21 protein-coding genes, 1 tRNA gene and 1 pseudogene are annotated in these 24,855 nt (G+C 61.6%); 6 read left to right on the top strand and 17 right to left on the bottom strand.

The annotated features are described in order from the left end of the window. Window positions 1-2: 2 nt before the first annotated feature. From murG to mraZ, 10 genes are all read right to left on the bottom strand, one after another. The gene (gene murG, locus DX923_RS04955; RefSeq protein ID WP_116113125.1) at window positions 3-1,157 is read right to left on the bottom strand and encodes an undecaprenyldiphospho-muramoylpentapeptide beta-N-acetylglucosaminyltransferase; all 1,155 of its coding nucleotides are present in this window, start codon (window positions 1,155-1,157) and stop codon (window positions 3-5) included. After that, entirely contained in the window at window positions 1,154-2,341 is a 1,188-nt protein-coding gene (gene ftsW / locus DX923_RS04950) for a putative lipid II flippase FtsW (RefSeq protein ID WP_240322750.1), read from the bottom strand. Before ftsW ends, murG begins: the two co-directional genes overlap by 4 nt. 168 nt (window positions 2,342-2,509) lie before the next feature. Further along, window positions 2,510-4,012, bottom strand: coding sequence for a UDP-N-acetylmuramoyl-L-alanine--D-glutamate ligase (gene murD, locus DX923_RS04945; RefSeq protein ID WP_116113123.1), 1,503 nt, complete (start codon window positions 4,010-4,012; stop codon window positions 2,510-2,512). Next, entirely contained in the window at window positions 4,009-5,121 is a 1,113-nt protein-coding gene (gene mraY, locus DX923_RS04940) for a phospho-N-acetylmuramoyl-pentapeptide-transferase (RefSeq protein ID WP_116113122.1), read from the bottom strand. Before mraY ends, murD begins: the two co-directional genes overlap by 4 nt. Next, window positions 5,118-6,491: a UDP-N-acetylmuramoyl-tripeptide--D-alanyl-D-alanine ligase gene (locus tag DX923_RS04935; protein WP_116113120.1), complete on the bottom strand. Its 1,374-nt coding sequence runs from the start codon at window positions 6,489-6,491 to the stop codon at window positions 5,118-5,120. Before DX923_RS04935 ends, mraY begins: the two co-directional genes overlap by 4 nt. After that, a complete protein-coding gene (locus DX923_RS04930) occupies window positions 6,488-8,056 on the bottom strand; it encodes a UDP-N-acetylmuramoyl-L-alanyl-D-glutamate--2,6-diaminopimelate ligase (RefSeq protein WP_116113119.1) in 1,569 nt (522 codons plus the stop codon). Before DX923_RS04930 ends, DX923_RS04935 begins: the two co-directional genes overlap by 4 nt. Window positions 8,057-8,065: 9 nt before the next feature. Further along, on the bottom strand, window positions 8,066-9,853 hold the full coding sequence (locus DX923_RS04925; protein ID WP_240322749.1) for a peptidoglycan D,D-transpeptidase FtsI family protein: 1,788 nt from the start codon (window positions 9,851-9,853) through the stop codon (window positions 8,066-8,068). A gap of 183 nt (window positions 9,854-10,036) precedes the next feature. Further along, window positions 10,037-10,618, bottom strand: coding sequence for a hypothetical protein (locus DX923_RS04920; RefSeq protein ID WP_162872786.1), 582 nt, complete (start codon window positions 10,616-10,618; stop codon window positions 10,037-10,039). Next, the gene (rsmH, locus tag DX923_RS04915; protein WP_116113114.1) at window positions 10,615-11,658 is read right to left on the bottom strand and encodes a 16S rRNA (cytosine(1402)-N(4))-methyltransferase RsmH; all 1,044 of its coding nucleotides are present in this window, start codon (window positions 11,656-11,658) and stop codon (window positions 10,615-10,617) included. Before rsmH ends, DX923_RS04920 begins: the two co-directional genes overlap by 4 nt. 240 nt (window positions 11,659-11,898) lie before the next feature. After that, on the bottom strand, window positions 11,899-12,330 hold the full coding sequence (gene mraZ / locus DX923_RS04910; RefSeq protein WP_116113112.1) for a division/cell wall cluster transcriptional repressor MraZ: 432 nt from the start codon (window positions 12,328-12,330) through the stop codon (window positions 11,899-11,901). A 370-nt stretch (window positions 12,331-12,700) separates the two neighbouring features. On the opposite strand from mraZ, the gene DX923_RS04905 reads away from it, so the two are divergent. The 5 genes and pseudogenes from DX923_RS04905 (at window position 12,701) to DX923_RS04890 (ending at window position 18,126) form a co-directional block, all read left to right on the top strand. Next, on the top strand, window positions 12,701-13,708 hold the full coding sequence (locus DX923_RS04905; RefSeq protein ID WP_116113110.1) for an AAA family ATPase: 1,008 nt from the start codon (window positions 12,701-12,703) through the stop codon (window positions 13,706-13,708). Continuing rightward, window positions 13,705-15,048, top strand: coding sequence for a DUF58 domain-containing protein (locus tag DX923_RS04900; RefSeq protein WP_116113109.1), 1,344 nt, complete (start codon window positions 13,705-13,707; stop codon window positions 15,046-15,048). Before DX923_RS04905 ends, DX923_RS04900 begins: the two co-directional genes overlap by 4 nt. Window positions 15,049-15,086: 38 nt before the next feature. Further along, window positions 15,087-15,941, top strand: a pseudogene (locus tag DX923_RS17110) (DUF3488 domain-containing protein); the annotation flags it as partial. Between the two features lie 264 nt (window positions 15,942-16,205). Then, on the top strand, window positions 16,206-17,354 hold the full coding sequence (locus DX923_RS16115) for a transglutaminase-like domain-containing protein (RefSeq protein ID WP_162872785.1): 1,149 nt from the start codon (window positions 16,206-16,208) through the stop codon (window positions 17,352-17,354). A 145-nt stretch (window positions 17,355-17,499) separates the two neighbouring features. Continuing rightward, on the top strand, window positions 17,500-18,126 hold the full coding sequence (locus tag DX923_RS04890) for a rhodanese-like domain-containing protein (RefSeq protein WP_116113105.1): 627 nt from the start codon (window positions 17,500-17,502) through the stop codon (window positions 18,124-18,126). Between the two features lie 106 nt (window positions 18,127-18,232). Here the strand turns inward: DX923_RS04890 and DX923_RS04885 are convergent. From DX923_RS04885 to DX923_RS04865, 5 genes are all read right to left on the bottom strand, one after another. Next, a tRNA-Ala gene (locus DX923_RS04885) sits at window positions 18,233-18,308 on the bottom strand. Window positions 18,309-18,386: 78 nt separating this feature from the next. Continuing rightward, window positions 18,387-19,061: a histidine phosphatase family protein gene (locus DX923_RS04880; protein WP_116113103.1), complete on the bottom strand. Its 675-nt coding sequence runs from the start codon at window positions 19,059-19,061 to the stop codon at window positions 18,387-18,389. Next, entirely contained in the window at window positions 19,058-19,456 is a 399-nt protein-coding gene (gene rsfS / locus DX923_RS04875; protein WP_116113101.1) for a ribosome silencing factor, read from the bottom strand. Before rsfS ends, DX923_RS04880 begins: the two co-directional genes overlap by 4 nt. A 61-nt stretch (window positions 19,457-19,517) precedes the next feature. Next, window positions 19,518-20,144 (bottom strand): nicotinate-nucleotide adenylyltransferase, encoded by a 627-nt coding sequence (gene nadD, locus DX923_RS04870; RefSeq protein ID WP_116113100.1) that lies wholly within the window; start codon window positions 20,142-20,144, stop codon window positions 19,518-19,520. An 8-nt stretch (window positions 20,145-20,152) separates the two neighbouring features. After that, complete coding sequence (locus DX923_RS04865; protein ID WP_162872784.1) at window positions 20,153-20,401, bottom strand: hypothetical protein; 249 nt, start codon at window positions 20,399-20,401, stop codon at window positions 20,153-20,155. Window positions 20,402-20,514: 113 nt separating this feature from the next. On the opposite strand from DX923_RS04865, the gene DX923_RS04860 reads away from it, so the two are divergent. Beyond that, window positions 20,515-21,546 (top strand): glycosyltransferase family 2 protein, encoded by a 1,032-nt coding sequence (locus DX923_RS04860; protein WP_240322747.1) that lies wholly within the window; start codon window positions 20,515-20,517, stop codon window positions 21,544-21,546. A gap of 41 nt (window positions 21,547-21,587) precedes the next feature. Here the strand turns inward: DX923_RS04860 and DX923_RS16620 are convergent, their stop codons facing one another. Continuing rightward, window positions 21,588-23,510: a glutamate-5-semialdehyde dehydrogenase gene (locus DX923_RS16620; protein ID WP_116113097.1), complete on the bottom strand. Its 1,923-nt coding sequence runs from the start codon at window positions 23,508-23,510 to the stop codon at window positions 21,588-21,590. 161 nt (window positions 23,511-23,671) lie between these two features. After that, window positions 23,672-24,808 (bottom strand): glutamate 5-kinase, encoded by a 1,137-nt coding sequence (gene proB, locus DX923_RS04850; protein WP_116116163.1) that lies wholly within the window; start codon window positions 24,806-24,808, stop codon window positions 23,672-23,674. Window positions 24,809-24,855 lie beyond the last annotated feature (47 nt).

The following is a 24,855-nucleotide window of genomic DNA, read 5'->3' as shown; positions in this document are numbered from 1 at the left end:
CCTCACCGCGTGCTCTCCTGCCAAGCCTCGTACACCAAATCGGCCAATCCATCGTCTCCATCACGGCGCCCTGAGCGCATCATCGCCTCAGCCATTCGAAGACAACGCAATTCGTCTCGAAGCAAAGGAAGGACCGCAGCTCGCACCCAGAAAGCGTTGACATCCGCATCGTCGAACAACAAACATCCCCCAGCAGCCTGCACATCAGCCGCATTGAAACGCTGCTCCCCATTTCCAATCGGCAGCGGAACAAAGATTGCAGGAAGCCCCACAGCAGCCAACTCGCAGACTGTATTGGCACCTGAACGACAGACCACCAGATCCGCCGCGGCATAGGCCAGGTCCATCCGATCAACATAAGGAAGAACTACATATGGGGTGCCGCGGGTCCCTTCCGGAACGAATTCCTTCCCCAGACCAGTGACATGAAGAACCTGGATGCCACTTCGAGAGAGGTCTTCAACAGCTTCAGCAAAAGCCGAGTTCAGTTTGGCTGCGCCTAAAGAGCCTCCGGTGACCAGCAGGACTGGCCCGTCCTGCTCCAGCCCGAAATGTTCTCGTGCCCGAGCACGCTCAGCAGCGCGGTCCAGGCCCGTGATCTCTCTTCGCAGCGGCATTCCCACCACTCGAGCATGGGCAAGGTCAGTCCCTGTGAAAGTTGTCGCCACGTAGGGGGTTAAACGTGCCCCCAGACGATTGGCCAACCCGGGACGCGCGTTCTGCTCGTGGATCACGATCGGAATGCCGCGCTTCTTCGCTGCCAGATAGGCCGGGCTAGACACATACCCGCCGAAACCCACCACGACCTCAGCAGACACCTCGTCCAGGATCTCCCCTGACAGGTCGACAGCCTCTTTCAGCATGGCCGGCAGACGCAAAGCATCAACATGAGCCTTACGGGGGAAAGCTACCTTCGGAATCGATCTCAGCGGGTATCCCCGTTCGGGAACCAAACGTTGCTCCAGGCCGGTGCTGGTACCCAGAGCAGTGATCGTCACTGAGGGATTACGCCGACGTAGCGCATCAGCCAATGCCAACAGAGGAGACACGTGCCCAGCTGACCCGCCTCCTGCCAACACCACCGAACGCGGGCCTCTACGGACCGTCACCGAACCTTCATCTGGGTTCTCGGGGACATCGGGACGAGCGGAAGTCATCGGCGTCTCTTCCTCAACGGGGACAAGATGGACAACGAACGAGCGAGAACATGCGGTCGCTCAGTCAACGCACGCTGACAAGCCGGTTCGTTACGCGCGAAGGACACGACCATACCCAGGCCGAACAAGGTCGTCACCATTGCCGACCCACCTGCAGAGACCAAGGGAAGCGGCACCCCGATCACCGGAAGCAGCCCGATCACCGCGCCGATGTTCACCACCGACTGCACCACGAACCACCCCATGACACCCGCCGTGGCCAATCGAACGAACATGTCTTCGGACTGGAGGATCACCCGGTAGCAGGCCACCATGATCATGCAGATCAGCAGCAGGATGGAAAAGGTACCGAAGATCCCCAACTCTTCGCCGATGATCGCGAAGATGAAGTCGTTGTGCCGTTCAGGAAGCCACCCCCATTTTTCCCGGCTCGCGCCAGGCCCCAGCCCCCACAATCCACCGTCGGCCAAAGCGAATTGGCCATTAATAGCCTGCCAACAAGCACCATCGTGATCAGTCGCCTTCTCGCAGGAAAGCCACCCCGTGATACGACGCATCCGGTTGGCGCTGAACAGGGCAAGCATGAGTACCAAGAATGTGCAGATCGCCACACCCACACCCAGAATTCGGGAAGGGATGCCTGAGGTCCAGAGAACGGCGAACAAGATCCCGAACAGAACGATCGCCGTTCCCAGGTCTCCTCCACCCAGAATGAGCCCAAACAACAAAGTCGCTGCAGGAAAAATCACGGGGATGACGACATGTTTCCAATCCGCCAGCCGATGACGCTTCACCGTGAGGATCCAGGCCCCGTACAGAATGAGCCCCAACTTACCGAATTCACTTGGTTGGAACTGCAGCCCTCCCAAGCGCAGCCAGTTGGTATTACCGTTCGCAGTGACCCCCAGCCCTGGCACGAACACCAGCAGCTGGAGAAAGAGCGCTCCCAGAAGAACCGGCGTTCCCAAGGAGCGCCACACTGCAGTCGGAACCCTACTGGTCACCATCGCCAGCACGACACCAATCAGTGCGAACTTCGCCTGATTGAGCCCGATCGTGAAGACATTGCCGTTCTCGTGCAAAGACATCACGCTGGACGCCGATAACACCATGAACAGACCGATGCCCAGCAAAGTACCGATCGACGCGATCAGGAGATAGTACGTGGACAGTGGACTGTGCAAGCCGGCCAACGCCGAATGAGGGTCGTGTCCCCTTCCCTGGTCTTCTGCAGACAGAGGCGGGCGGACACGACGTCTAGTCCCTATACGTCGGCCCGTCGTGCTCACGTCGTCCCAGCCTTTCGATGCAGCGGCAGATGATCCAACTTCCCCGAGCCTTTCACCACGTCATCACTCGTCGATGAGCAGCAGCGAACGTACCGCTGCGGCAAAAGCATCCCCCCGGGCACCGTAGTCGGCGAACATATCCATGGAGGCTGCGGCCGGAGCCAACAGAACCACATCGCCCGGTGAAGCCAGCTCCGCAGCCCGAGCAACCACTCGGCCCATCACCCCAGTGTCCGTCTCGGCGAACTCAACCAACGGAATCTTCGGGGCGTGTCGGATCAAGGCCTGCTTGATCCGGTCCCGGTCACGACCGATCAGCAATACAGCTTTGAGGCGATCAACCGCGCCTTCGACCAGCTCGTCGACGTCAGCCCCTTTGAGGAGACCACCGGCGATCCAAACAACCGAAGGGTACGCCGCCAGCGATGCCGCCGCCGCATGTGGATTCGTCGCTTTGCTGTCGTCGATCCAGCTCACTCCCTGAGCCGTAGCCACCTCAGCGATGCGATGAGCATCAGGTTGAAAAGAGACCAGACCGTCACGAACAGCCGCAGGTGGAACACCGCAGGATCTGGCCAACGCCGCCGCGGCCAGAGCATTCGCCACGAAATGCGGTGCAGGATCTTGTTCACCTGCGCGCAGGTCTGCCAAGGTACCCAATTCTGCCGCCGAGGTCTGACGTTGGGTGACAAAAGCTCGATCTGCCAACACATCGTCGACCAGCCCCACCATCGAGAGGCCCGGAACACCCAGGGTGAACCCCACCGCGCGACAGCCCTCCTGCACTTCGGCATCTCGAACCATCTGCTCGGTTCGTGGGACGTCGACGTTGTAGACGCAGCTGGCCTTGGTGTTCGCGTAAACCCGGGCCTTGGCAGATGCGTACTCCTCGAAGGAGCCATGCCAATCCACGTGATCCGGTGCCACATTGAGGCACACGGAAGCTAATGGTGACAACGAACGCTGCCAATGCAATTGGAAGCTCGACAGCTCCACGACGATGAAGTCGTACGGAGACGGGTCGAGAACCGCCTCCATAATCGGCGTACCTACGTTGCCTGCAGCCACGGTACGTTTCCCTGCCGCTTCCAGAATGGAAGTCAGCATCTTCACCGTGGTCGTTTTACCGTTCGTCCCGGTGACGGTGATCCACGGCGCAGATCCCTCGCGGGGACGCATCCGCCAGGCGAGCTCGACCTCTCCCCAGATGGGAACGCCTCGAAGTGCGGCCTCCTTCAACAGCGGCTGAGAGGGGCTCCATCCCGGCGAGGTCACCACCAGGTCGATGTCTTCCGGCAAGGTCTGGACGTACTCAACCCCCAACCGGACATCGACGTCGAGGACGCGCAGGATCTGAGCCCGTTCCAGCAGACGATCGCCAACGCTGGACCCGTCGACCACGATGACGTCAGCGCCTTGCTCTGACAAGGCGTCAGCTGCAGCAAAACCGGAGACACCCAAACCGGTCACCACGACCCGAAGTCCAGACCAGTCTGCTTCCCGGCAGATCAGCCCAGGACGAGGCTCATAGGGATCAACACCTGCGTCCGTTCTCTGCGAGGTCATACGAGCCCTCCGGTGAACCACTCGGCGTAGAAGATGCCCAAGGCGAGGGCGGCACAGACACCGGCGATGATCCAGAAACGGATCACGATGGTGATCTCAGCCCACCCCAGAAGCTCGAAGTGATGCTGGAGAGGTGCCATCCGAAACACCCTTCGGCCAGTCAGTTTGAAGGAGGCGACCTGGATGATCACCGAAAGCGTGATGATCACGAAGAGCCCGCCCAGCAAGACCACGAGAAGCTGAGTTCGCGTCATAATCGCGAAACCGGCCAGCGCTCCACCTAGCGCCAACGAGCCGGTGTCACCCATGAAGATTTTTGCCGGAGCCGCGTTCCACCAGAGGAATCCGAAACAGGAGCCAGCCAATGCCGCCGCTGTGATCGCCAAGTCGTAGGGCGCAGCGACCTCGTAGCAGTTCGGAGACATCGCCACCGGATGGCAGTTCTGGTTCATCTGCCAGATACCGATGAGGACATAGCTCCCGAAGACCATGGTCGATGCACCGGTGGCCAGCCCGTCCAGCCCGTCAGTAAGGTTCACCCCGTTGCTGGTCCCCGCCACGATCAAATTCACCCACAGGATGAACAGCCCCAGCCCGATGACCGGACCAAAAACAGCCAGGTCCAGCCAAGAAAGATCCCGAACAAAGCTGATCTTCATCGAAGCCAATGGGTTACCTCGCATATCCGTCATCATGACGGCGACCACGGCGAAGACACTTCCCACCAGAATCTGTCCAAACAGTTTCTGCGCAGAACGCAAGCCAAGGCTGCGTTGCTTGCTGATCTTGATGTAATCGTCCAGCCAGCCGACAAACCCCAGTCCTGTCATCAGGCCCAGGATCAGTAACGCACTAGGGGTCACCCCGAAAGCGATTCCGTCCGACCTGCGCATCGTCACCAGGTGAGCCACGAAGTAACCGATGAGAGTTGCGGCGATGATGACGAAACCGCCCATGGTGGGGGTACCACGCTTGGTCTTGTGAGTGGTCGGACCATCGTCTCGAACGAACTGGCCGTAACCCCGACTCACCAAGAACTTGATGTACAGAGGGGTACCCAGTAAAGAGATGAAGAGCGCCAACGCAGCAGCGGCTAGAACGGTTTTCATGCCTGCGACTCCTCCGCGAGGCGCTCGCCGAGATGGCGAAGACCGCTGTTCCTGCTCGACTTCAACAAGACGATGTCTCCCTGTGCAAGTTCTGCTGTGAGTAATTCGTACGCTTCGTCGATATCGGCCACCGTGCGGCCATGTTCGCCTGCGCCCTCAGCCACAGGAAAAGCACCAACGCCTACGGCGACCACATGGTCCACGCCCAAGGAAACCGCCAGCGTTCCGCTGTCGTAATGAGCCTGGCTGGACCCGTCACCCAGCTCGAGCATCTCCCCGATCACAGCCCAAGTCCTTCGACTAGATCCCATGACGGCCAGGGTCCGCAGGGCAGCTGCCAGGGAGTCAGGGTTGGCGTTGTAAGCATCGTTGAGGACGGTCACGCCGTCCTGACGGTCATGACGCTCCAGACGCCACCGGCTGGCCAGGTGCGCCCGGCCAAGTGCTGTCGCCACTTGTCGGACATCCATACCAGACTCCCTGGCGACAGCGGCAACAGCCAAGCAGTTGTCAACCATGTGCTCGCCCAGCACCTTCAGGTCCACCTGCGCCTCCCCTTCCGGGAAGACGAGAAGGAAGGAGGCTGTCCCCTCAGCGGACATCGAGACATCGATCGCCCGGACATCGGCAGACGCGCATCGACCGGTGAACACCACTCGTGCCGAAGTATGTGACGCCATCTCGGCCACACGCACGTCATCGGCGTTCAGTACCGCGACTCCGTCCACAGGCAGCGTCTCGACCAGTTCTCGCTTGGCTATGGCGACCGTATCGATCCCCCCGAACTCCCCGACATGAGCGCTGCCGACGTTGAGGACCACACCAATCCGCGGATGGGTCATATCCGTCAGATAGCGCACATGGCCAAGGCCCCGGGCACCCATCTCCAAAATGAGATGTTTGGTCTGTGGCGTCGCACGACAAACGGTCAGTGGCACACCCACCTCGCTGTTGAGCGAGCCGACATTGGCCACGGTCGGCGCGTTCTCTTCCAGCACTGCGGCAAGAAGATCTTTCGTGGAAGTCTTCCCCGAAGAACCGGTGATGCCCACGACATTCAACTCTGGGATACCGGTGATGACGGCAGATGCCAGCGACGCGAAAGCCTCCTGAACATCCGTGACCTGGACAAAGGGAAGCTCCTCGACCGGCTCAGTGACCAGCGCAGCCAGGGCACCGTTCTGCTCAGCCTGGCCGACGTAACGGTGCCCGTCAGCATGCTCACCCACACGGGCGACATACAGGGAACCAGGCCGGGCCTCTCTGCTGTCTGTGACGATCGGACCGTCGATCACGATCGCAGCGGCAGCTTCCCCAGACAAGCGGCCCCCCGTGATCTCTGCGATCCGGGAGAGTGTCAACGGGATCACGGATGAGCCACCTTGTTCCAAGCCGTTCGCACGGCGATACGGTCGTCGAAGAGCACGAACTCACCCATGATTTCCTGTTTCTTCTCGTGTCCTCGGCCCAGTACCGCGATCACGTCTTGCGGTTCTGCACACCGGAGCGCCTCTGCAATGCACTCGGCGCGTCCTGCCACGTTCCGGAGTGGAGCAGCGCCGTCTACCTCGCGTGTTTTCTTCGCAGACCAGAACTCCTGTGCACCAGCTTCGATGGCCTGACGGATCGTTGCTGGTTCCTCGTCCCGGGGATTGTCGTCGGTGATCATCACCAGGTCTGCGTACTCCATCGCAGCAGCACCCATCAGCGGACGCTTGCCGATGTCCCGGTGTCCCCCTGCCCCCACCACGGCGATGAGCCGACCCCGCGTGTTCTTCTTCAAGGTCCCCAAAGTCGCGCGAACAGCCTCAGGAGTGTGCGCGAAGTCGACATAGACCGACGGGGCTCCCTCGCCTAGGTCGACCCGTTCCATCCGGCCTGGCACATGAGCGCCGTCAGTGAGTGATTCCTCGATCTGTGTCCTCGACCACCCGATCAATGACAGCGCCACCGCCACGAACGCCGTATTCGACCGGTTGTAGTCTCCGGGAAGAGCCCCTGTCAGATGGAAGGTCTCTTCCGGACCAACCAGTGCGAAGGCATCGATCCCTCGTTCAGGCTCAGGACGCAGAGTCCACTGGGCCTCACCGACCGCATCAGGACGAGTCGCGACAGTAGCCACCGGCACGGTAGCTTCCCTGGCCAATCTCGCACCCCATTCGTCGTCGACACAGACGACTCCGAGCTTGGATCGTTCAGGAGTGAACAAGGAAGCTTTCGCCGTGAAATAGGCTTCCATGGAACCGTGGAAGTCCAAATGATCCTGGGACATGTTCGTGAACACTGCGATATCGAAAACAGCCCCGTCAATCCGATGGAGTTCGAGAGCATGGCTGCTGACTTCCATCACGCAGGAATCGACGAGTTCCTCACGCATGAGCGCAAAAAGCGCATGAAGATCGCAGGACTCCGGCGTCGTGCGCACCGATGACACGCTGCGTTCTCCCACTCGAGTCTCGATAGTGCCGATCAAACCGGTGCGGCGATCCATCGCGCGCAATGCACTGTCGACGATGTACGCGGTGGTCGTCTTGCCGTTAGTGCCGGTCACCCCGACGAGTGTCAGCGCCTCGGCTGGCCGATCGTACATCAGCGCCGACAAAGCCCCTAAAAGGTCTCTCGGGGAGGGAACTACGATGCGGGGAAGTTCAACACCCGCCTCGTCCATCAAGGCTTCGCCTCTAGCATCGGTCAACACGGCAACAGCCCCAGATGCTGCAGCCTGAACTGCAAAGTAAGCACCATGCACATGCTCACCGGGAAGGCCGGCATAGATGTCACCGGCATTCACCTGCCGGCTGTCGAGGACGATGCCGCAGGCCCCCACATCCGGAGACGGAAGACCGCCTGCGAGTGTGAGCTCTGCGCCCACTTCCCTCGCGAGTCGTCGAACTGAAACCTGAGGAACCTTGGTCGGGCGGAGGGTGCTGCTCACCGGTCGAACCTACCGCGTCTTGTTCCTGGAAGCCTGCTCCCCCCAGTAGTTCGGGAAGGGGTCCAGGGAGCTTCCGGTAGGTGGAATCTTGAGTTTCTGCAGGGCATAAGTCATCACGGACTTGAAGACTGGAGCAGTATGGTCACTACCCAGACCCTCATTTTTCGGATTCTGGACAATGACAGCGGTGATCAGCTCAGGATCATCTGCCGGCGCGATTCCGATGAAGGATGCTGTCGTCCCGGAATACCCTTTCTTTGCATCGTCGTACCGATCGGAAGTACCTGTTTTCCCAGCGACGCGATACCCAGGTAACTCAGCAGTTACTGCAGTGCCACCAACATTGGTGACGTTCTCCATCATCTTTAATAAAGTCTTACTGGCATCCTCCGACAGGACTCGCTCGCCCTCCGGCTCCACCGAGGGGACATATCGCCCTTCCGCGTCGGCGCTCCCCTCGACCAAGGTCGCCGGGATCCGGACCCCGCCATTGGCCACGGTCTGGAATACCCCGATGTCCTGCATCGCGGTCAGCGAGAACCCCTGACCGAACATCATCGTGTACCGCTGAGAAGCACTGAGTTTGTCGGTGCGTGGCATCAGACCATCGGACTCACCGGGGAAGCCGACTGCGGAAGTCTTTCCCATACCGAAAGATCGATAGTAGGACTCAAGTTTCTCCGCAGGCATCTTCTCCGCGATCTGGATCGTGCCAATATTGCTGGAGACCGCAAGGATCCCCGTCGAGGTCAGGTTAAGGGTCGCGTGGTCATGAGCATCTCGAAACTGCTGGTCGGCGCGGGGCAACCGATTCTCCACCACGAACTGAGATGTGGGGTCGATCAGCCCCTCGTTCAGAGCAGCCCCGATCGACATCACCTTGGCCGTCGACCCTGGCTCGAAGACATCAGTGAACGGAAGTGCATCGAACCGGGAGCCTTTCGCACGGGTCACCGGATCGAAAGCCGGGTACTGGGCCGCAGCGCGGATCCGCCCCTTCTTATCCATCACAACGGCGTAGCCGGAATCACCCTTGCTGGCTTGGACCTGAGCCGCGATCGCGTTATAGGCGTACCACTGCAAGTCGTTGTCGATCGTCAGGCGCACATCTCGCCCACGGATCGCAGGACGAAGCTCCCTCTCCCCCATGGGAATGACCCGTCCATTCACGGAGTACTCAGCGGTCATCTGACCAGGCTTCCCCGTGAGTTTCTCGTTCATCAGAAGTTCGAGGCCCCCACCATGACCTTTCCTGGCCTCGCCCTCGTTCCCCACCCAACCGATCAGCGGAGCTGCCGCAGAACCGCCCGGATAGAGCCGCTCCTGCGTCATCTGCGCGCTGATCCCCGGTATCGCACGCTCAGCGATCTTCCGCCATTGGAGCGGCTCCACGCCCTTCTTGACGATTTTGTAACACTCGTTCTCAGTACCGGAGAGCAAGGGAAGGAGCTGCTCAGCAGACATACCCAGCAACGGAGACAGCTCCTGCGCGGCGCCCTCGGGCCCGGTCATCTGACGTTTCTTCGGGTCCTTGCTCTGCCCGTAGAAACGCACATCGCGGGGACATGAAGCCACGGTGTACCGCTCGATGCTTTGCGCCAGGACCACGCCATGCGCATCGGTGACTTGCCCGCGCACCGCAGGAAGCTTCGTCGTCCCCTGTCGTTGATCGCGGCCTCCCTTGGCGATGCTTCCTGCCTCGAACCACTGAAGTCGCAGAAGCTGCACCGCGAAGATACTGAAAACGAAAAGCGTCGCGATGAACAAAGCTCTGGCTCGCCTGCGGTTGTTCCCCATCCTGGGTCGGTAGTCAGGAACCCGGCCTGGCGCCAGAGGAGGTTCCGTAGGGCGCATCGCCCCCACAGCACGAGCCTGGGCTGCAGAAATTGTTCGACGCCCAGCTGCTGCATGCGCTCGGAAGGAAGACGAGTTGCGTGGCGCCCCTTGCCCACGCTTGGGCTCACGTCGGGTACCCATCGATCATCGTCCTTGTTCGGTACTCCGCCGCGAGCTCTCCTCGAGCCTGCCCGGCGTCTCAGACATATTTCCAGCCTGTGGCGATGCCCCATGACCTGAAGAAGTCCGGCTCGGGGTCGGCCGGGATGCCGGTTCTTCTCCTTGTCCTGAAGACAAACGGTCGCCTGCGATTCGCAGCGGATCTTTAACCGGCTGCTTGGGCGCAACTCCCAGCACTTTGCCGTCGGGAAGGCTCAAAAAAACCGCAGACCCTGCCGGGACCATCCCCATCTTGCCTGCACGTTCAGCCAATTTTCCGCTGGCGGATTCCGCCGCAAGGTGCTCCCGCAGTGCTCCTTCCTGGTCGGAGGCCATCGAAGAACGGGACTGCAACTCGTGCATCTCGTAAGCGCCCTGCGAAAGGGAGAGGTTGAACAGCAGCACAGCCATCAACCCTCCAGCCAGGATGAAGGAACACAGTAGCGCGAAAGGAAGGCTGCTACGCCTGCGAGGAAGCGGCTTGACCACCTGCAGCCTCGGCCGACTCGGAGCTGGCCGTCGGGTCGGTCTCGCCGTGGTGCGAGCGGTCGCGGCTGTCTGGCTCATCGGGGTTGTCCCTTCCGTCGATTCTGGTGCCGCGACCGCGGCGAGAGGTCGGCGTGGGAGTCGTCGCTCAACCGCCCGGGAGGGGTCGGTGCGATGCGCCGGACCACGCGAAGCTTGGCCGACGCCGATCGAGGGTTACGGGCGACTTCATCGTCGTCCGCTGTTTCGGCTCCGCGGGTGAGTGAAGCCAGGAAAGGAGCATGCTGAGGAAGCTGTACCGGCATGTCCGGCGGAGAGGTGTCTGCCAACCCCTGAGCAAAGGTCTTCTTCACCATCCGGTCTTCCAGAGAGTGATAGGATAGGACTGCGATGCGTCCGTCCAGCGCGCAGGACTCGACCGCACGAGGCAGGACTCGGGCCAAGGACTCCAGCTCGCCGTTGACCTCGATCCGCAGAGCCTGAAAAGTTCGTTTAGCCGGATGTCCACCGGTCTTGCGAGATCCTGCAGGAATGACCCGATAGAGCAGCTCGACGAGTCTTCCGGAGTTCTCGAAAGGCTCACGTTCTCGTTCAGCGACTACAGACCGAGCGATCTTCGAGGCGAATCTTTCCTCCCCGTATTCACGCAAGACCCTGGTCAACTCATCGACGGTGTAACCGTTGAGGACATCTGCCGCGGTGAGTGGCAGCCCCAGGTCCATCCTCATATCGAGAGGCGCGTCCATGCGGTAGGCGAAACCTCTCTCGGCTTCGTCGAGCTGGAGAGAGGACACACCCAAGTCCAACAGAATGGCCTGGACCTTCCCTCCCGTCAGCTCAGGAACCAGCTCATCGATCTGGTCATACCGCGCATGCACCCCGACGAAGCGCTCACCGAAAGACGCCAGCCGCTCCCGTGCTTCGGCCAAAGCCTGCTGATCCCGGTCTATACCGACTGCCACAGCATTAGGGCAGGCGGTCAGCACAGCTTCGGTGTGCCCTCCCATGCCGAGAGTGCCGTCGACATAGACACTGCCCGAGGCCTGGAGTGCAGGGGCCAGCAACTCGGTGATGCGCGCGCACATCACCGGGATATGACGTTCCGACGCCGACAAGCTCACTGTGCTCCTCTCGTTCACTCGCCCGACGGGAGAGTCCTGACATGACAGGGTTCCCCGGCCGAAGCGATCATGGCGGGTGTCGTTGCGCCGCCCCCGATGTACACGACAAGCCCTGTCATCCGGTCTCCCACCGCTCAGGCCCGAGATCGGGGAAGTATCCCGGGATTGTTTGAGAGCGGGGAGAGACCACAAGACAGGGCCCGCATCACTGCGGTCCGACCATCCATGACGACCGCGCGGTCACAGCAACCCGGGAACCACCTCCTCGGCCTGGTCTGCGAAGGCCTGTTCGGTCTCCGACAGGTAGGTCTGCCAAGCTGCGCTGTCCCAGATCTCGACGCGGCTGCCCGCGCCGATGACCGTCACGTCACGACTCAACCCTGCGTATTCCCGCAAGGACACCGGAATGGTGACCCTGCCCTGTTTGTCGGGGATCTCGTCCGAGGCTCCGGAGAGCAGCACTCGCAGATAGTCCCGCACAGACTTACTAGTGACAGGCGCGGCCCTCAGATCACCGGCGATCCGGCTGAATTCATCAGCAGGAAAGACGTAGAGGCAACGTTCCTGACCGCGTGTTACCACCAGGCCGGATGCCAACCGTTCACGGAATTTGGCCGGAAGGATCAGCCGTCCTTTGTCATCGATCCGGGGCGTGTGTGTACCGAGGAACATCGCGATACGCACCTCCCGTCCGGACGATCAGAGTGGGATCCCCCGAAGAAATACTCCCGCCCACCCTGTTCCTCCACGATACTCCACTTCGCTCCACCGTCAACGCACTCGCCGAGCGCGGCTGCTCCATTTCCGTTGATTTCGCAGATCAGACAGGTGGAGAAGTTCAGGACTCAAGGTGGGAAATTCGCATTTAGAACGTTTTGGACTGGGGGCTCTATCAGCAATGACGTAAACAACTTCTCCTTTAGCTGTCCGGGAGGGCGGCAACGTGGAGGAAAGTGGTGCATGCCTCAGACCTCGTCTCGCTTACTGAGCGCAGGCTGCCTCCGGTGCGCACAATGGGAATGAAGACCGCCGAGGAGGATCTGTGCCCCATCAGTCATCTGATCGACTATCCGCACGCCTGGTCGGCAGCTCTCCCGTACCACCGTCGGATGACACATTGGTACCGACGACGGCCAGAGCGATCTATCGAGCGGTCACCGAAGTGGTCACCGGTAAGGACCATGCGATCGACATCGCCTTGACCGTTTTATTCGCTGGGGGACACCTGCTCATCGAGGATGTCCCCGGCATGGCCAAGACCACCTTGGCAACAGCCCTTGGGATAGCGATCGGAGCTAAGCCGAGCCGGATCCAGTTCACTCCAGATCTACTTCCCTCCGATATCACCGGGATCAGCGTCCTCACTCCCGACGACCGCTGTTTCGAGTTTCGGCCAGGCCCGATCTTCGCCCATGTCGTGATATGCGATGAGATCAATCGAGCATCTCCCAAGACCCAGTCAGCAGTCCTTGAATGCATGCAGGAAGGACAGGTCAGCGTCGACGGACGCACCTATGTCCTGGACCAGCCATTTCTCGTGGTCGCCACGCAGAATCCTGTCGAGATGGAAGGCACCTACCCCCTGCCCGAAGCTCAACGGGACAGGTTCATGGCTCGGCTCTCGATGGGGTACCCCTCAAAAGAAGCCGAATGTCTCATGCTGGAGTCACACGGCGCCCTCTCGCCGCTGTCCGGTCTGCGTGCGGTCACTGACCCATTGACGATGAATCGCGTCATCGAGGCAACCGGAAGAGTGCACGCCGGGCGCGATGTCCAGCGATACATCGTAGAACTCGTCTCAGCCACCAGAAACGATGAACGGCTGAGGTTGGGCGCGTCCCCGCGAGCGAGCCTTCATCTACTCAGAGCAGCCCGTTCCCGTGCCGCGATCCGCGATCGCAGTTACGTTGTTCCCGATGACGTTCAGGACATATTCCTGTCTGTGATCGCGCATCGGGTTCTGCTCTCCGGGCAGGCTCAACGACAACGTGTCGATACTCGTCACGTCTTGATGGATCTGCTGGAACGCATCCCGGTCGACAAGTCATGACCTCCCGGCGAAACCGGGCTGTCGCACCAGACCGTCCGCGGCTGTTCTTCCTCACCTCCCGCGCAGTCGCACTGCTCTCTGCAGGCCTGGTGATCACGATGTGCGGTATGGCACTCGGTCTACGGCCACTCACTCAGATCGGAGTGTCCTGTTTGGCTCTACCGCCGCTGAGCGCTCTCGCCTCTGTGCTGCTGCGTCCACGCCTCAATCTAGAACGTCGGTTCTCCGGAGAGAATGCAGTCGTGGGTGGTCACGGCACAGTACGGCTGGCGCTCACCGCAACAAATCTCAGCGGCCGCACCCAAGTCACCGTCATCGAGAAGGCACCCTGGGGAGTCGGCCGTCAGATGCGCTGGTCTGAGGTGGACCTCGCGCAACGGCCGTCGACGACCTTGAGTTATATGTTCTCTCCCACTCGGCGCGGGGTACTCGAGATCGGCCCGACAGCCGTCTACCAACACGATCCCTTCAGACTGGTCCGCTCGCGAATACAGACGGCTGCTGCCACGCAGGTCATCGTTCTCCCCTCCATCGATCTGCTGTCAGAAGAGGCTGATCTAGAGTCGGGCCTGAGCAAGGAGGGCGACACCCCCGGAACCATGCTCACCGGGTCGGAATACGACCTTTCACTGCGTGAGTACCGCAATGGCGACGAGTTACGCCGTATCCATTGGAAGACCACTGCGCGTCAGGGTCGGCTGATGATCCGGCACGAATCACGACCACGCCGACGATGCGCGTTGCTCGCTCTGGATTGTTCACCCGAGGTTTGGGGCCTTCCCTCGGGTGACGATTGCGCTGCTTTCGAGTGGGCTGTTTCCTGGCTGGCATCGGTGGCGACCCATCTGGACAGTCGCGGCTTCGGGCTGCACCTTATTCTGTTCGATGCTGGCAGCTCTACTGATACAGACGGCGCAGCGGGTCCTTTGCCCGTATCCGAGCTTCTGCTCGCTCTGGCAACCGTGCAACCAGGACCGGAGCCGGGTGCACGGAAAGAGACTCCGCCGATGCCCTCACTCCTGCCGGGGTCGGACTTCCACCTGCCTGAAAGCGGCGGAATCGTCGTCTTCGTCGCCGGAGATCAGAGCCCAGCCGGTGGCCGACCTACCTTGGAACTCCTCCGCCCTGGCCTTGTCGGGTCGGCTGTTTTCCTGGATGTCGCTGCTTTCACGAAGAGCAGTAAAACCGCCGCTTCTCCTCTGATCGAAGCTTGTTGCGCCCATGCCACCGCAGGTGGCTGGCATACCGTGGGAGTAAGGCCGGGGATGTCACCGACCGAGGTATGGCGCGGCCTACGTCGGAGCGAGAACCCTGAGAACATGACACGAGGCGTCCGGTGACGAGAGGCGGCCTTTCCGACTTGAGGCCGGCCCCGGCTATGGCTGCTTTGGGAGCTGTCACGGTCTTGTTCGCCTCCTACCCACTGCGTTTTCTCTTCATCGATGATCCTTGGCGCAGCCCAGTCCAGGTGATCGTGATGACGGTGGCCTTGTCCGGGGTCTTCCTCCGCATATTCCTACACAGGCTGTCCGTGGTCGCTCCCCTTCAGCTCGCGATCATGGTCATTGCCATTTCAGTTTTTTTCCCTGCTCCAGGGTCTTTGACCAGAGGATTCGTCCCCACGCCATCCATCTGGCTCATCTGGCGTGACTATCTGTTCGAAGGGTCACGTGTCCTGGCCGGTCATCCGATTCCTGCGCCGACCCCGACAGCGGTTTCCTTCCTCGTCACCGTTGCGATCAGCCTTGTGGCTTGGTGGGTGGACGTCCTGGCAGCGGGGGCTCGGATGCCGGCATTGGCTGGAGTACCTTTGCTTCTCCCGCTGCTCGTGCCGGCCATCAACGCATCAGGCACCATGTCCAGCACAGATGTCGCGTGGCCTTTCTTACTGTGGGTGATGATGCTCTGCGGTGGGCAGAAGACCCCCAGGGGGCGCCGCGCTTCGGTGCCGTCTCCAAGATCTGCCGTGCTACCTCGGGCTGCACTCGCCGGGGTCTGCGTGATATCGGCTTCTGCGGCCGGAGTTTATGCCTCGGGCAGCCTTCCGCACCTGCCGCCCTCGCGTCTGGCCGATCGCTTGTCCGTGCCAGGCTATTCGGGGAAGGCCACCATGGGTTTCTCTCCCTACTCAGACATGTCGAAGAGCTTACGCAGTAGCGATCCCTCTCCAGTTCTCCGCTACCGGTCTGACGATCCGGGACAGCCTCCGCTGCGGGTAGATGTGGCTCACGTCTATCAGGACGGGCGGTGGTCCTCAGCCGTCCAGGGCATACCGCCTTCCCGCCGTCCGGTGCTCCCGGATCCTGCGGCCAGCTGGTCGGATCTCGCTTTCCAGGAGTCCCATCTGAAGGTGGAGGAGGCCTCCTTACCTGCCCCACACATCGCGGCTCAACCTGCACTCGTTTCCGGCACGGTGGTGGGCGCACGCTGGGCCTTGGACACCAGGACAGAGGTTCCCGTCGTGGACGCTCCTCCTCGATCATATGAGTTTCGTTATTTGACAGCGCTTCCTACCAATGCGCATCTGAGTACGGCGATAGCGGCCGAGGACGCGCCTCCTGAGACCTTGGAGCTTCCTCCTGAGGTCGACACGCCGGTGTTACACCAAGCCCTGGCTGAAGCTGCTGCCGGCTCAGCAGGAGCGTATGACAAAGCGGTCCGCATACAGGAGTGGCTACGTCGCGCAGGAGGTTTCACCTACTCCCTCGACCTCGAGCCCCCTCCGGAGGGCATGAACGAGACCACCGTGAGGCGTACTGCGCTCGATCGGTTCCTCACCTCCCGACGAGGTTATTGCGTCCAATTCGCTACGGCGATGGTGATGCTGGCGCGTGCTGCGGAAATTCCAGCGCGGTTGGTCTCGGGCTTCCGTCCGGGTCGCGTCGAAGGGGAGAACCGAATCGTCCTTTCCTCGGACGCCCATGCCTGGCCCGAGCTCAGGTTCGAGGGGCTGGGATGGTTACGTTTCGAGCCAACCCCTGCCGCCCGGGACGTCTTCCCTCCGACTTATGCCTGGAACCGGGCCGAAGAGGTCGTTCCACCCATCACCTCGGCGGCATCACCCTCCCCGGAGTCCCCGGTTGTCTCGCCGACGCCGTCAGCATCGGTACCAGCAACGGGCGTGATGAAGTCCGACGGCTCCGTCAATAGCCGGAAGCACCGATGGTGGTTCTGGGTCATCGGTGCCGTCACAGCTATCGGCATCGGCGGGATCCGGACTTTTCCAGCAGCCTGGTCACGTTGGCATCGGCGCCGACGACTCTCCCCTGGGTGCGAGGTCGGCGTGGAATGGGACATCATGTCGGAGCGTCTACGGGATCTAGGAATCTTGGTCCCTGTCTCCGCTTCGCCCAGGGCCCTTCATCGCGAACTCAAGGCCCATATACCTCTGAACTCGCCTGCGCAGGACGCTCTTTCCCGGATGGCTTTGGCAGTTGAGCTTTTCCGATATGCGCCTTCAGACGACAAGAGGGTGCACGACGTTGGTGTTGCTCGGACGTTCAGGTCCGATGCAGGCCTGATCGTGGATGAAGCTGCACGTCATCGCACAAAGACCGATCGGCTACGGGCTGCGCTGTGGCCAACGCCAGGCCCGCTCCTTCCCGGGGAGTGGCGCTCCCGTCCGCGCAGGTTCCGTTCCGGCTGAAGCGGGGAAATCCGAGCCTGCTTGTAAATACCCCTGGGGGTATTTACAGTGGCGAGCATTCGCCTGTCCGACTCGTGGCCCGCTTCCGCAGTCACCAGCCGCGACTCCACTTCCCGAATCCATCGGGACCAGCAGAAAGGGCCACATGACCGTCACCGCCGAACAGCACCCTCAGATCCACCCGGTCACCGACCCAGCCGTCCACATCGATCTGCCTACCCGGATCGATGTCGACACCTTGCGTTCCTGGCTCACCGGTGCCGACCGGCCCCTGCTGATCGATGTCCGATCCGCCGCAGAATTCCGGAGCGCACATATCCCGACAGCATTCAACGTCCCACTGCCCCTCCTGAAAGACCACAAGGAAGAGCTCACAGAAGCGCTGGGGCAGCAGAGCGTGCTCATCTGTCGCACGGATCGACGAGCAGGTCAGGCCGAGGAAATCCTGGCGGCATCGGGGTTGTCCCGCTTGCACGTGCTCACCGGCGGAATGACCACCTGGATGGCTGAAGGCGCACCGGTGGTCCAGGGCGAAGGAAGGTGGGATCTGGAACGCCAAGTTCGCCTGGTCGCTGGCGGGCTTGTCGTGAGCGGCATCGTGACCAGCACATTCATCCCTCGGGCCAAGTGGCTCTCCGGCGCGATCGGCTGCGGGCTCATGGCAGCCGCGCTGACTGATTCCTGCATGATGGGAAGCTTGCTCTCCAAGCTTCCCTACAACCGTGAGCTTGAGCCTGACCTGCGTTCAGTGCTCACCGAGCTCGGACACTGACCTAGTGTTGCGGTCGGGAAATTCTTCCAGACCGCAACACCCTTAAAGGTTTCAAAAGAAAGCGGTCAGGGCCCTCACGGGTTTCCGTGAGGGCCCTGACCGCTTCTGGTGGAGCTGAGGGGATTCGAACCCCTGACCCCCTCCATGCCATGGAGGTACGCTACCAACTGCGCCACAGCCCCTTCATCCTCATCGCGAGGACTGGATGAGTTTATCCAGAGCCGAGCCACATGCCAAATCGAGAGGTCCGAGAATCGCGCTCAGTAACCGTGTCCCTCTCGCAGCGGCCGCCCCAGAGCGGAGACCTCGACATTCCAGCGCGCCAGCCGCCAACGGCCCGATCTTTCCACGAGCTCTGCCCAGGCGCAGTTCGCCAAACCACCAAAGGACATCCAGGCCGTGCGCTGGTCCATCCCGCAAAGGTCGGCGACCAATGCTCGCGCGCATACACCGTGCGTGACCACCAAGGCAGATTCCCCATGCCGGAGAACCGAGAGCAGGTCGTCCGCTGCCGCCCGGGCCCGCAGAACGACATCGCCTACCCGCTCGCCGTCGCCCCCCCGCGCCAGGTCCTCACCAGCGGCGAGACGCGCTTGCACGCCGGGGAAGACACTCTCTACCCCTACGGAGTCCAGCCCTTGCCAGGAGCCCACGTGGATCTCCCGTAGTCGTGAATCACAGGTGACCTCCAATCCGCAGGCCTTGGCGACGATCTGGGCAGTGCGCTTAGCGCGCGCCAGATCGCTCGACAGAATGTGGTCGAAACCCTGCAAACTCAGTGCTGTAGCCGCGCTGTCTGCCTGGGAGATCCCCCGCTTGTTCAACTCGGTGTCGAGATGTCCCTGCCAGATCCCCTGCTCATTGAAATCGGTCTGCCCATGACGGAGGATGACGAGACGGCGAGGGGCGCTAGCGGACTCCGCGCCCTGGCTCATCGGGTCGCGTCGACGGACTCGACATCTGCCGATTCGGGCCCCAGCACCAGAGGCACATGGGGGCAGTCTTTCCACAGTCGTTCGAGCTGATAGAAAGCCCGCTCCTCCTGGTGCATGACATGCACGATGATGTCACCGAAGTCGACCAGAACCCAGCGAGCTTCACGCTCACCCTCGCGACGTACACGCTTGATCCCGCGCGCGTGCATTTTCTCCTCGATCGCGTCAACGACGGCGCTGATCTGCCTCTCGTTCGGAGCCGAAGCCACCAGGAATATGTCGGTGAGCGCCAGGTGTTCGCTGACGTCCAGCGCGACGATGTCGATGGCCAGCTTGTCTTCAGCAGCAGCCGCCGCTTCCTGGGCCAGCTGTCGGGATTGCTCAGTGGCGGACACGGGCAGTTTTCCTCCTGATGTCGCCGCACGTGGATGCGGCTGTGGGCTGGAATCTCGGAAGTCACCGAGAAAGATCAGACAAGTGCGCCACCGCAGGCTCCGGCGACAGATCCGTCCGATACAGACGGTACTTGCCGATGTACTGAACCACACCATCAGGCACCAAATACCAAATAGGCTCCCCCTTGGCGACCCGGTCACGGCAATCCGTGGAGCTGATCGCCATCGCGGGGATCTCAGTGAGCGTCAAGCCCTCCTGTGGCAATCCGGTCACCGACAACGCATGTCCTGGCCGTGTAACACCCACAAAATGCGACAGATGCCAGAGTTCGTCCGCGTCCTTCCAGGACAAGATCTGCGCCAAGGCGTCTGCGCCCGTGATGAAAAAAAGCTCGGCCTCAGGACGTTCCCGCCGCAGATCCCGCAAAGTATCGATCGTGTAAGTCGGACCTTCCCGATCGATATCAACCCGACTCACCGAGAACCGCGGGTTGGAGGCCGTCGCAATCACCGTCATGAGATATCGATGCTCGGCAGACGCCAAGAGCTGTTTGTCCTTCTGCCAAGGCTGCCCTGTCGGCACGAAGACGACCTCGTCGAGCTCTAGCAAATGCTGCACCTCACTGGCCGCCACCAGGTGCCCGTGATGGATCGGGTTGAAGGTCCCACCCATCACTCCTACTCGCATGATCTTCCTCAGCGCGTCGAGCCGTGACCATCCCGCGTCGACCCGTCCGAAGAACCCTGCCCATGGGCGACGACGTCCGACGCCTCCATCAAGGTATGCCCCGCGTTGCGGAAGCACCAGGTGACGAACAACAGCAGCATGAAAGCAGCCAACGCGATCGCACCATAGGACCACGCCGGGATCGGAAGGTCCCATACGGGCTCGTGTCCGTGGCCACCTGAACCGGACACCATCATCGCTACGGACGTCATCGACATGGCGGACAGACTACCCGTCGACGCAGATCCGGTGGGTCCGCTGCAGGACACAAACAAGAGGCGGTCCGTTCAGGGGGCACCACCTGCGCTCAACGGCGGATAGCCTGGCTGGCATGCCTGCCCCGACCGATCCCCCGGAGTATGTGGACGACCTCGTCCTCACGGTAGTCGTTCCCGTGTACAACGAGGAATCTGTCCTTCCGCTACTGGTCGAGCGGCTGCGCCCGGTCCTCGACGACTTGAACGCCCCCTACGAAGTGATCACCGTTGATGATGGCTCCTCAGACGCCTCGCCCGTCCTTCTCCAACGCTTTCGCCGGGAATGGCCGGAGCTACGTATCGTTCGGTTACGAGCCAACGCCGGGCATCAAGCAGCGATATCGGCGGGGTTGATGCGTGCTCGAGGGAACTACGTCGTAACCATCGACGCCGATCTCCAAGACCCTCCCGAAAGTATCCCGATCATGCTGCACACCGCCCAGGACAGCCAGGTCGACGTCGTCTACGGAGTGCGCACCGACCGCAGCAGTGACACCCTCTTCAAACGCCGGACCGCGCAGGCCTACTACCGGATCATGCGCGCAGCCGCCGGAGGAGATGTCCCTGACCAGGCAGGCGACTATCGCCTCATGAGCAGAGCCACGGTGGATGCGGTCAATGCCCTGCCCGAACAGCACCGGGTGCTACGCCTGGTGGTCCCCACTCTCAGTTTTCCGAGCGCTTCTGTCCCTTACCAACGGGCTGCTCGAGCGGCAGGAACATCCAAGTACCCACTAGGAAAGATGCTGGCGCTCACTGTCGACAGCCTTACCGGACACTCGATGGCGCCCTTACGCCTCGCCACATGGTGCGGGCTGCTCGGTGGCGTCGCCGCGCTGGGCGTCCTCGTCTATGCCCTGGTGGCTCGAGCATTGGGCCATGTCATTGCCGGATGGACCTCAACGGTGGTCGCGGTCTCGGCCGTAGGTGCCGTTCAGTTGTTGTGTCTGGGGGTTCTCGGCGAATACGTCGGCCGTATGTACACCATGTTGCAAGGACGGCCCACCTACTACATCTCCTACGACTCCCAGGAGGACCAGACCCAAGGTCGCTCCAGCAGCGCTGGTACCCCCGGGCCAGAGCAGACCGCATCAAACCAGGACTGAGTCGTCCGCACCGGTAAGCCAGTGCGGACGACTCAGCTTGCTCAACCGCGGATCTGTCCGTCTCCCTCGACGATCCACTTAGTGCTGGTCAGCTCCCGTAGACCCAACGGCCCCCGGGCATGCATCTTCTGAGTGCTGATGCCGATCTCGGCGCCGAAGCCGAATTCACCGCCGTCGGTGAAACGAGTCGAGGTGTTCACCATCACCACGGCGGCGTCCACGCCCTTCGTCCACTGACGTGCCGCGCCTCGATCCTCGGTGATGATCGCCTCGGTGTGGCCGGTGGAGTACTTCGCCACATGTTTCATCGCAGTATCAATCGAGTCGACGACGCCTACGGCAATCTCCAGGCCGTGATACTCGGTCGCCCAATCCTCATGGGTTACTTCCTGCACGGGAACCCCCGCACGAGATCCCGCCTCACACACTGCGAGATCTCCATGGACCACGACTCCGGCCGAATGCAAAGCAGGCAATGCCGCATCCATCAAGTCCTCGGCGACCGACTCGTGCACGAGCAAGGTCTCCACCGCATTGCACACGCTCGGACGCTGGGTCTTCGCGTTCATCAAGATGTCGAGCGCTTTGGCCAGATCCGCCGCAGCATCAACGTAGAGGTGCACATTTCCGCTACCTGTCTCGATGACCGGGACACTTGACTCCTCGACCACAGCGCGGATCAACTCCGCGCCACCTCGAGGAACGATCACGTCGATCAGCCCTCTGGCCCTCATCAAAGAGGCTGCCTCGGCACGGTCCCCGTCGAGTAGTCGAACGGCATCGGCCGGGATATCAGTCCGTTCAAGGGCTGCCCGCATGACCCCTGACAGCGCCCGGTTGCTCTCTACTGCACTAGAACTTCCGCGAAGAACCACAGCATTTCCGCTCTTGAGACAAAGCGCAGCCGCATCGACAGTCACATTCGGACGAGCTTCGAAGATCATGCCGACCACACCGAAAGGCACCCGTTGCTCACGGACCTGCAGGCCGTTCGGACGGGTCGATCCCCGCACGATCTCACCCACCGGATCAGCCAGCTCCGCGATCTGGCGGACAGCATCCGCAATCTCACTCAGCCGACCTTGATCGAGCTTCAACCGATCGATCAGGCTCTCCGGGCGTCCCTCCTCCTCAGCCCGGCGGACATCCTTCGCATTCGCTGCCAGCAGCGACTCCGACTCCGTTTCCAGCGCATCAGCGATCAAACGCAGAGCTCGGTTCTTCTGCGCCGTCGTCACCACAGCCATTTCCCGAGCAGCTGCCCGGGCTCTCATCCCGGCCTCCTGCACAGACAATGACACGGCAGGTGCCGCGCTACCCTCAACCTCGCTGTCGCCCTTAGCCTCCTGCTCGGAACGCCACCCCGCAGCAGCGCTGCGATCACCTGCCGACCCGGGAACGCCGACTTGATCGGTCGGCATGACAAGTGGGGCGGTCGGAGGGTCAGAAGCCGCAGGAACGCCGGAGGTGTCCTCGACCAGTCGAATCATCCGCAGCATGAACGGCTCGAAACCCGCACGCTCGTACATGCGACGGGCGTTCTCGTTCGCTGCCAAAGTGTCCAGCGACCAATAACGGATCTCCCGTCGATGCAATTCCAGCCTGCAAGCCTCCAGCAGCCGGCTTCCCAGGCCCTGACCACGTACTTCCTCGCTGACCGCAAGGGACTCCAGTTCCCCGAAGCGCTCTCCCATGTCGAAAGCTGATCCGGAGACTCGGAAATGCAGCGCGGCATAGCCCACAACCCGGTCCGAGTCCTCGCTATCAGTAGCCAGGTAGACCACCCCAGCTCCGTCGTTAAGCCAGGTCAGGTACTCCTCATGGCGCCGGGCCCAGGCCTCGCCCGGATTCCGGACCGGACAGGTCGGCCCGATGACATCGACATAGCGGCTCAGCATCGCCTTCCACAAAGGCTTGACGCGGGACAAATCGCGGAGGTGAGCGCGCGTGATCTGATAGCGCATGGGGCCGACGGTACATAGCTCACTCGAGCGGAGCGAATCCACCCCGCCAGGAGAGCTCGATCAGCCGCCGTGCGGAGACGGGAACGCTTGTGGACAGCCTTTCGACCGGCTCCCCCAGATCCTTTCCTGCCCAAGCTCTCCGGGCTAGTAGTAGGGATGGTTCACACCAGCACCAGATAATCGCGGTTCACGACGTCACGGGCGTATTGAGGACCAAGGACCTCGCCCAGCCACCGGGTACTCCTGCCCAACAGCCGAGGCAGTTCATCACTGGAAAAAGCCACGAGCCCCCGAGCAACAGGCACCTTGCTCCGATCCACCAGTTCCACCGGAGCCCCCTGCGCAAAGGCTCCCTCGACTGCGACAATCCCGGCAGGTAGAAGCGAAGCCCGCCCGGCCCGCAAGGCATTCACCGCTCCGTCGTCCAAGACCAGCCTTCCCTCAGGCTCACTGGCATGGGCCAGCCACAGACGTTTCGATGTGGGCCTCTCACCTCTAGGAAGGAACAGCGTTCCCAAATCATCCCCTCGCAAGGCCTCGGTCACCTGGCCAGCTCCGGCCAGCAGCGTCGGTATCCCCGCGCCCGTGGCGGTCCTCGCAGCCTCGATCTTCGTCACCATGCCGCCGGTGCCCACAGAGCTTCCACTACCACCGATACGGACCCCCACCAGGTCCTTGTCTCCGGAGACCGAGGAAATGCGATGACTCCCCGGCTCCTGCGGCGGACCGTCGTAAAGGGCGTCGGTATCGGTCAGCAGAACCAGTGCTTCGGCTCCGATCAGGTGAGCTACCAAGGCAGCCAGACGATCGTTGTCCCCGAAACGGATCTCGTCGGTAGCCACGGTGTCGTTCTCGTTGACGACCGGAAGAACTCCTAGGCGCAGCAAGCGAATGATCGCTCGCCGCGCATTGACGTAGTGATCGCTGCGGTTCAGATCGCTAGCGGCGAGCAGGACCTGTCCGACGGTCAACCTGTGTGCCCCGAAGGCAGCCGTATACGCCGCGATCAGGGCTCCCTGTCCGACGCTCGCGGCAGCCTGCTGAGTGGCCAGGTCTCGAGGACGCTGAGTCAGCCCTAGGGGGACGATCCCCGCAGCGATAGCTCCAGAGGAGACCAGAACAACCTGGTGTCCGGACAGCCTGCGTTCTGCCAGAGCATCGGCAAGAGTCCGTAGACGTCCTCCGTCCAGAATCCCCTCAGCCGTCGTCAAGGACGACGAGCCGACTTTCACCACCAGTCGTGACGCCGTCGAGATCTGTTGTCGGACCGCTCTGGGGTCGTTCACCTGCACGGACATGGACGCAGCGTAACCGGCAGAAGGCCGGCAGCGAAAAGAATCTGCTC

Origin of the sequence: Austwickia chelonae (assembly GCF_003391095.1) — a bacterium.
In the GTDB taxonomy this organism is placed as follows: domain Bacteria; phylum Actinomycetota; class Actinomycetes; order Actinomycetales; family Dermatophilaceae; genus Austwickia; species Austwickia chelonae_A.
The sequence above is the reverse complement of the archived record's forward strand: the minus strand, read 5'-3'. Positions and strand labels throughout refer to the sequence as shown.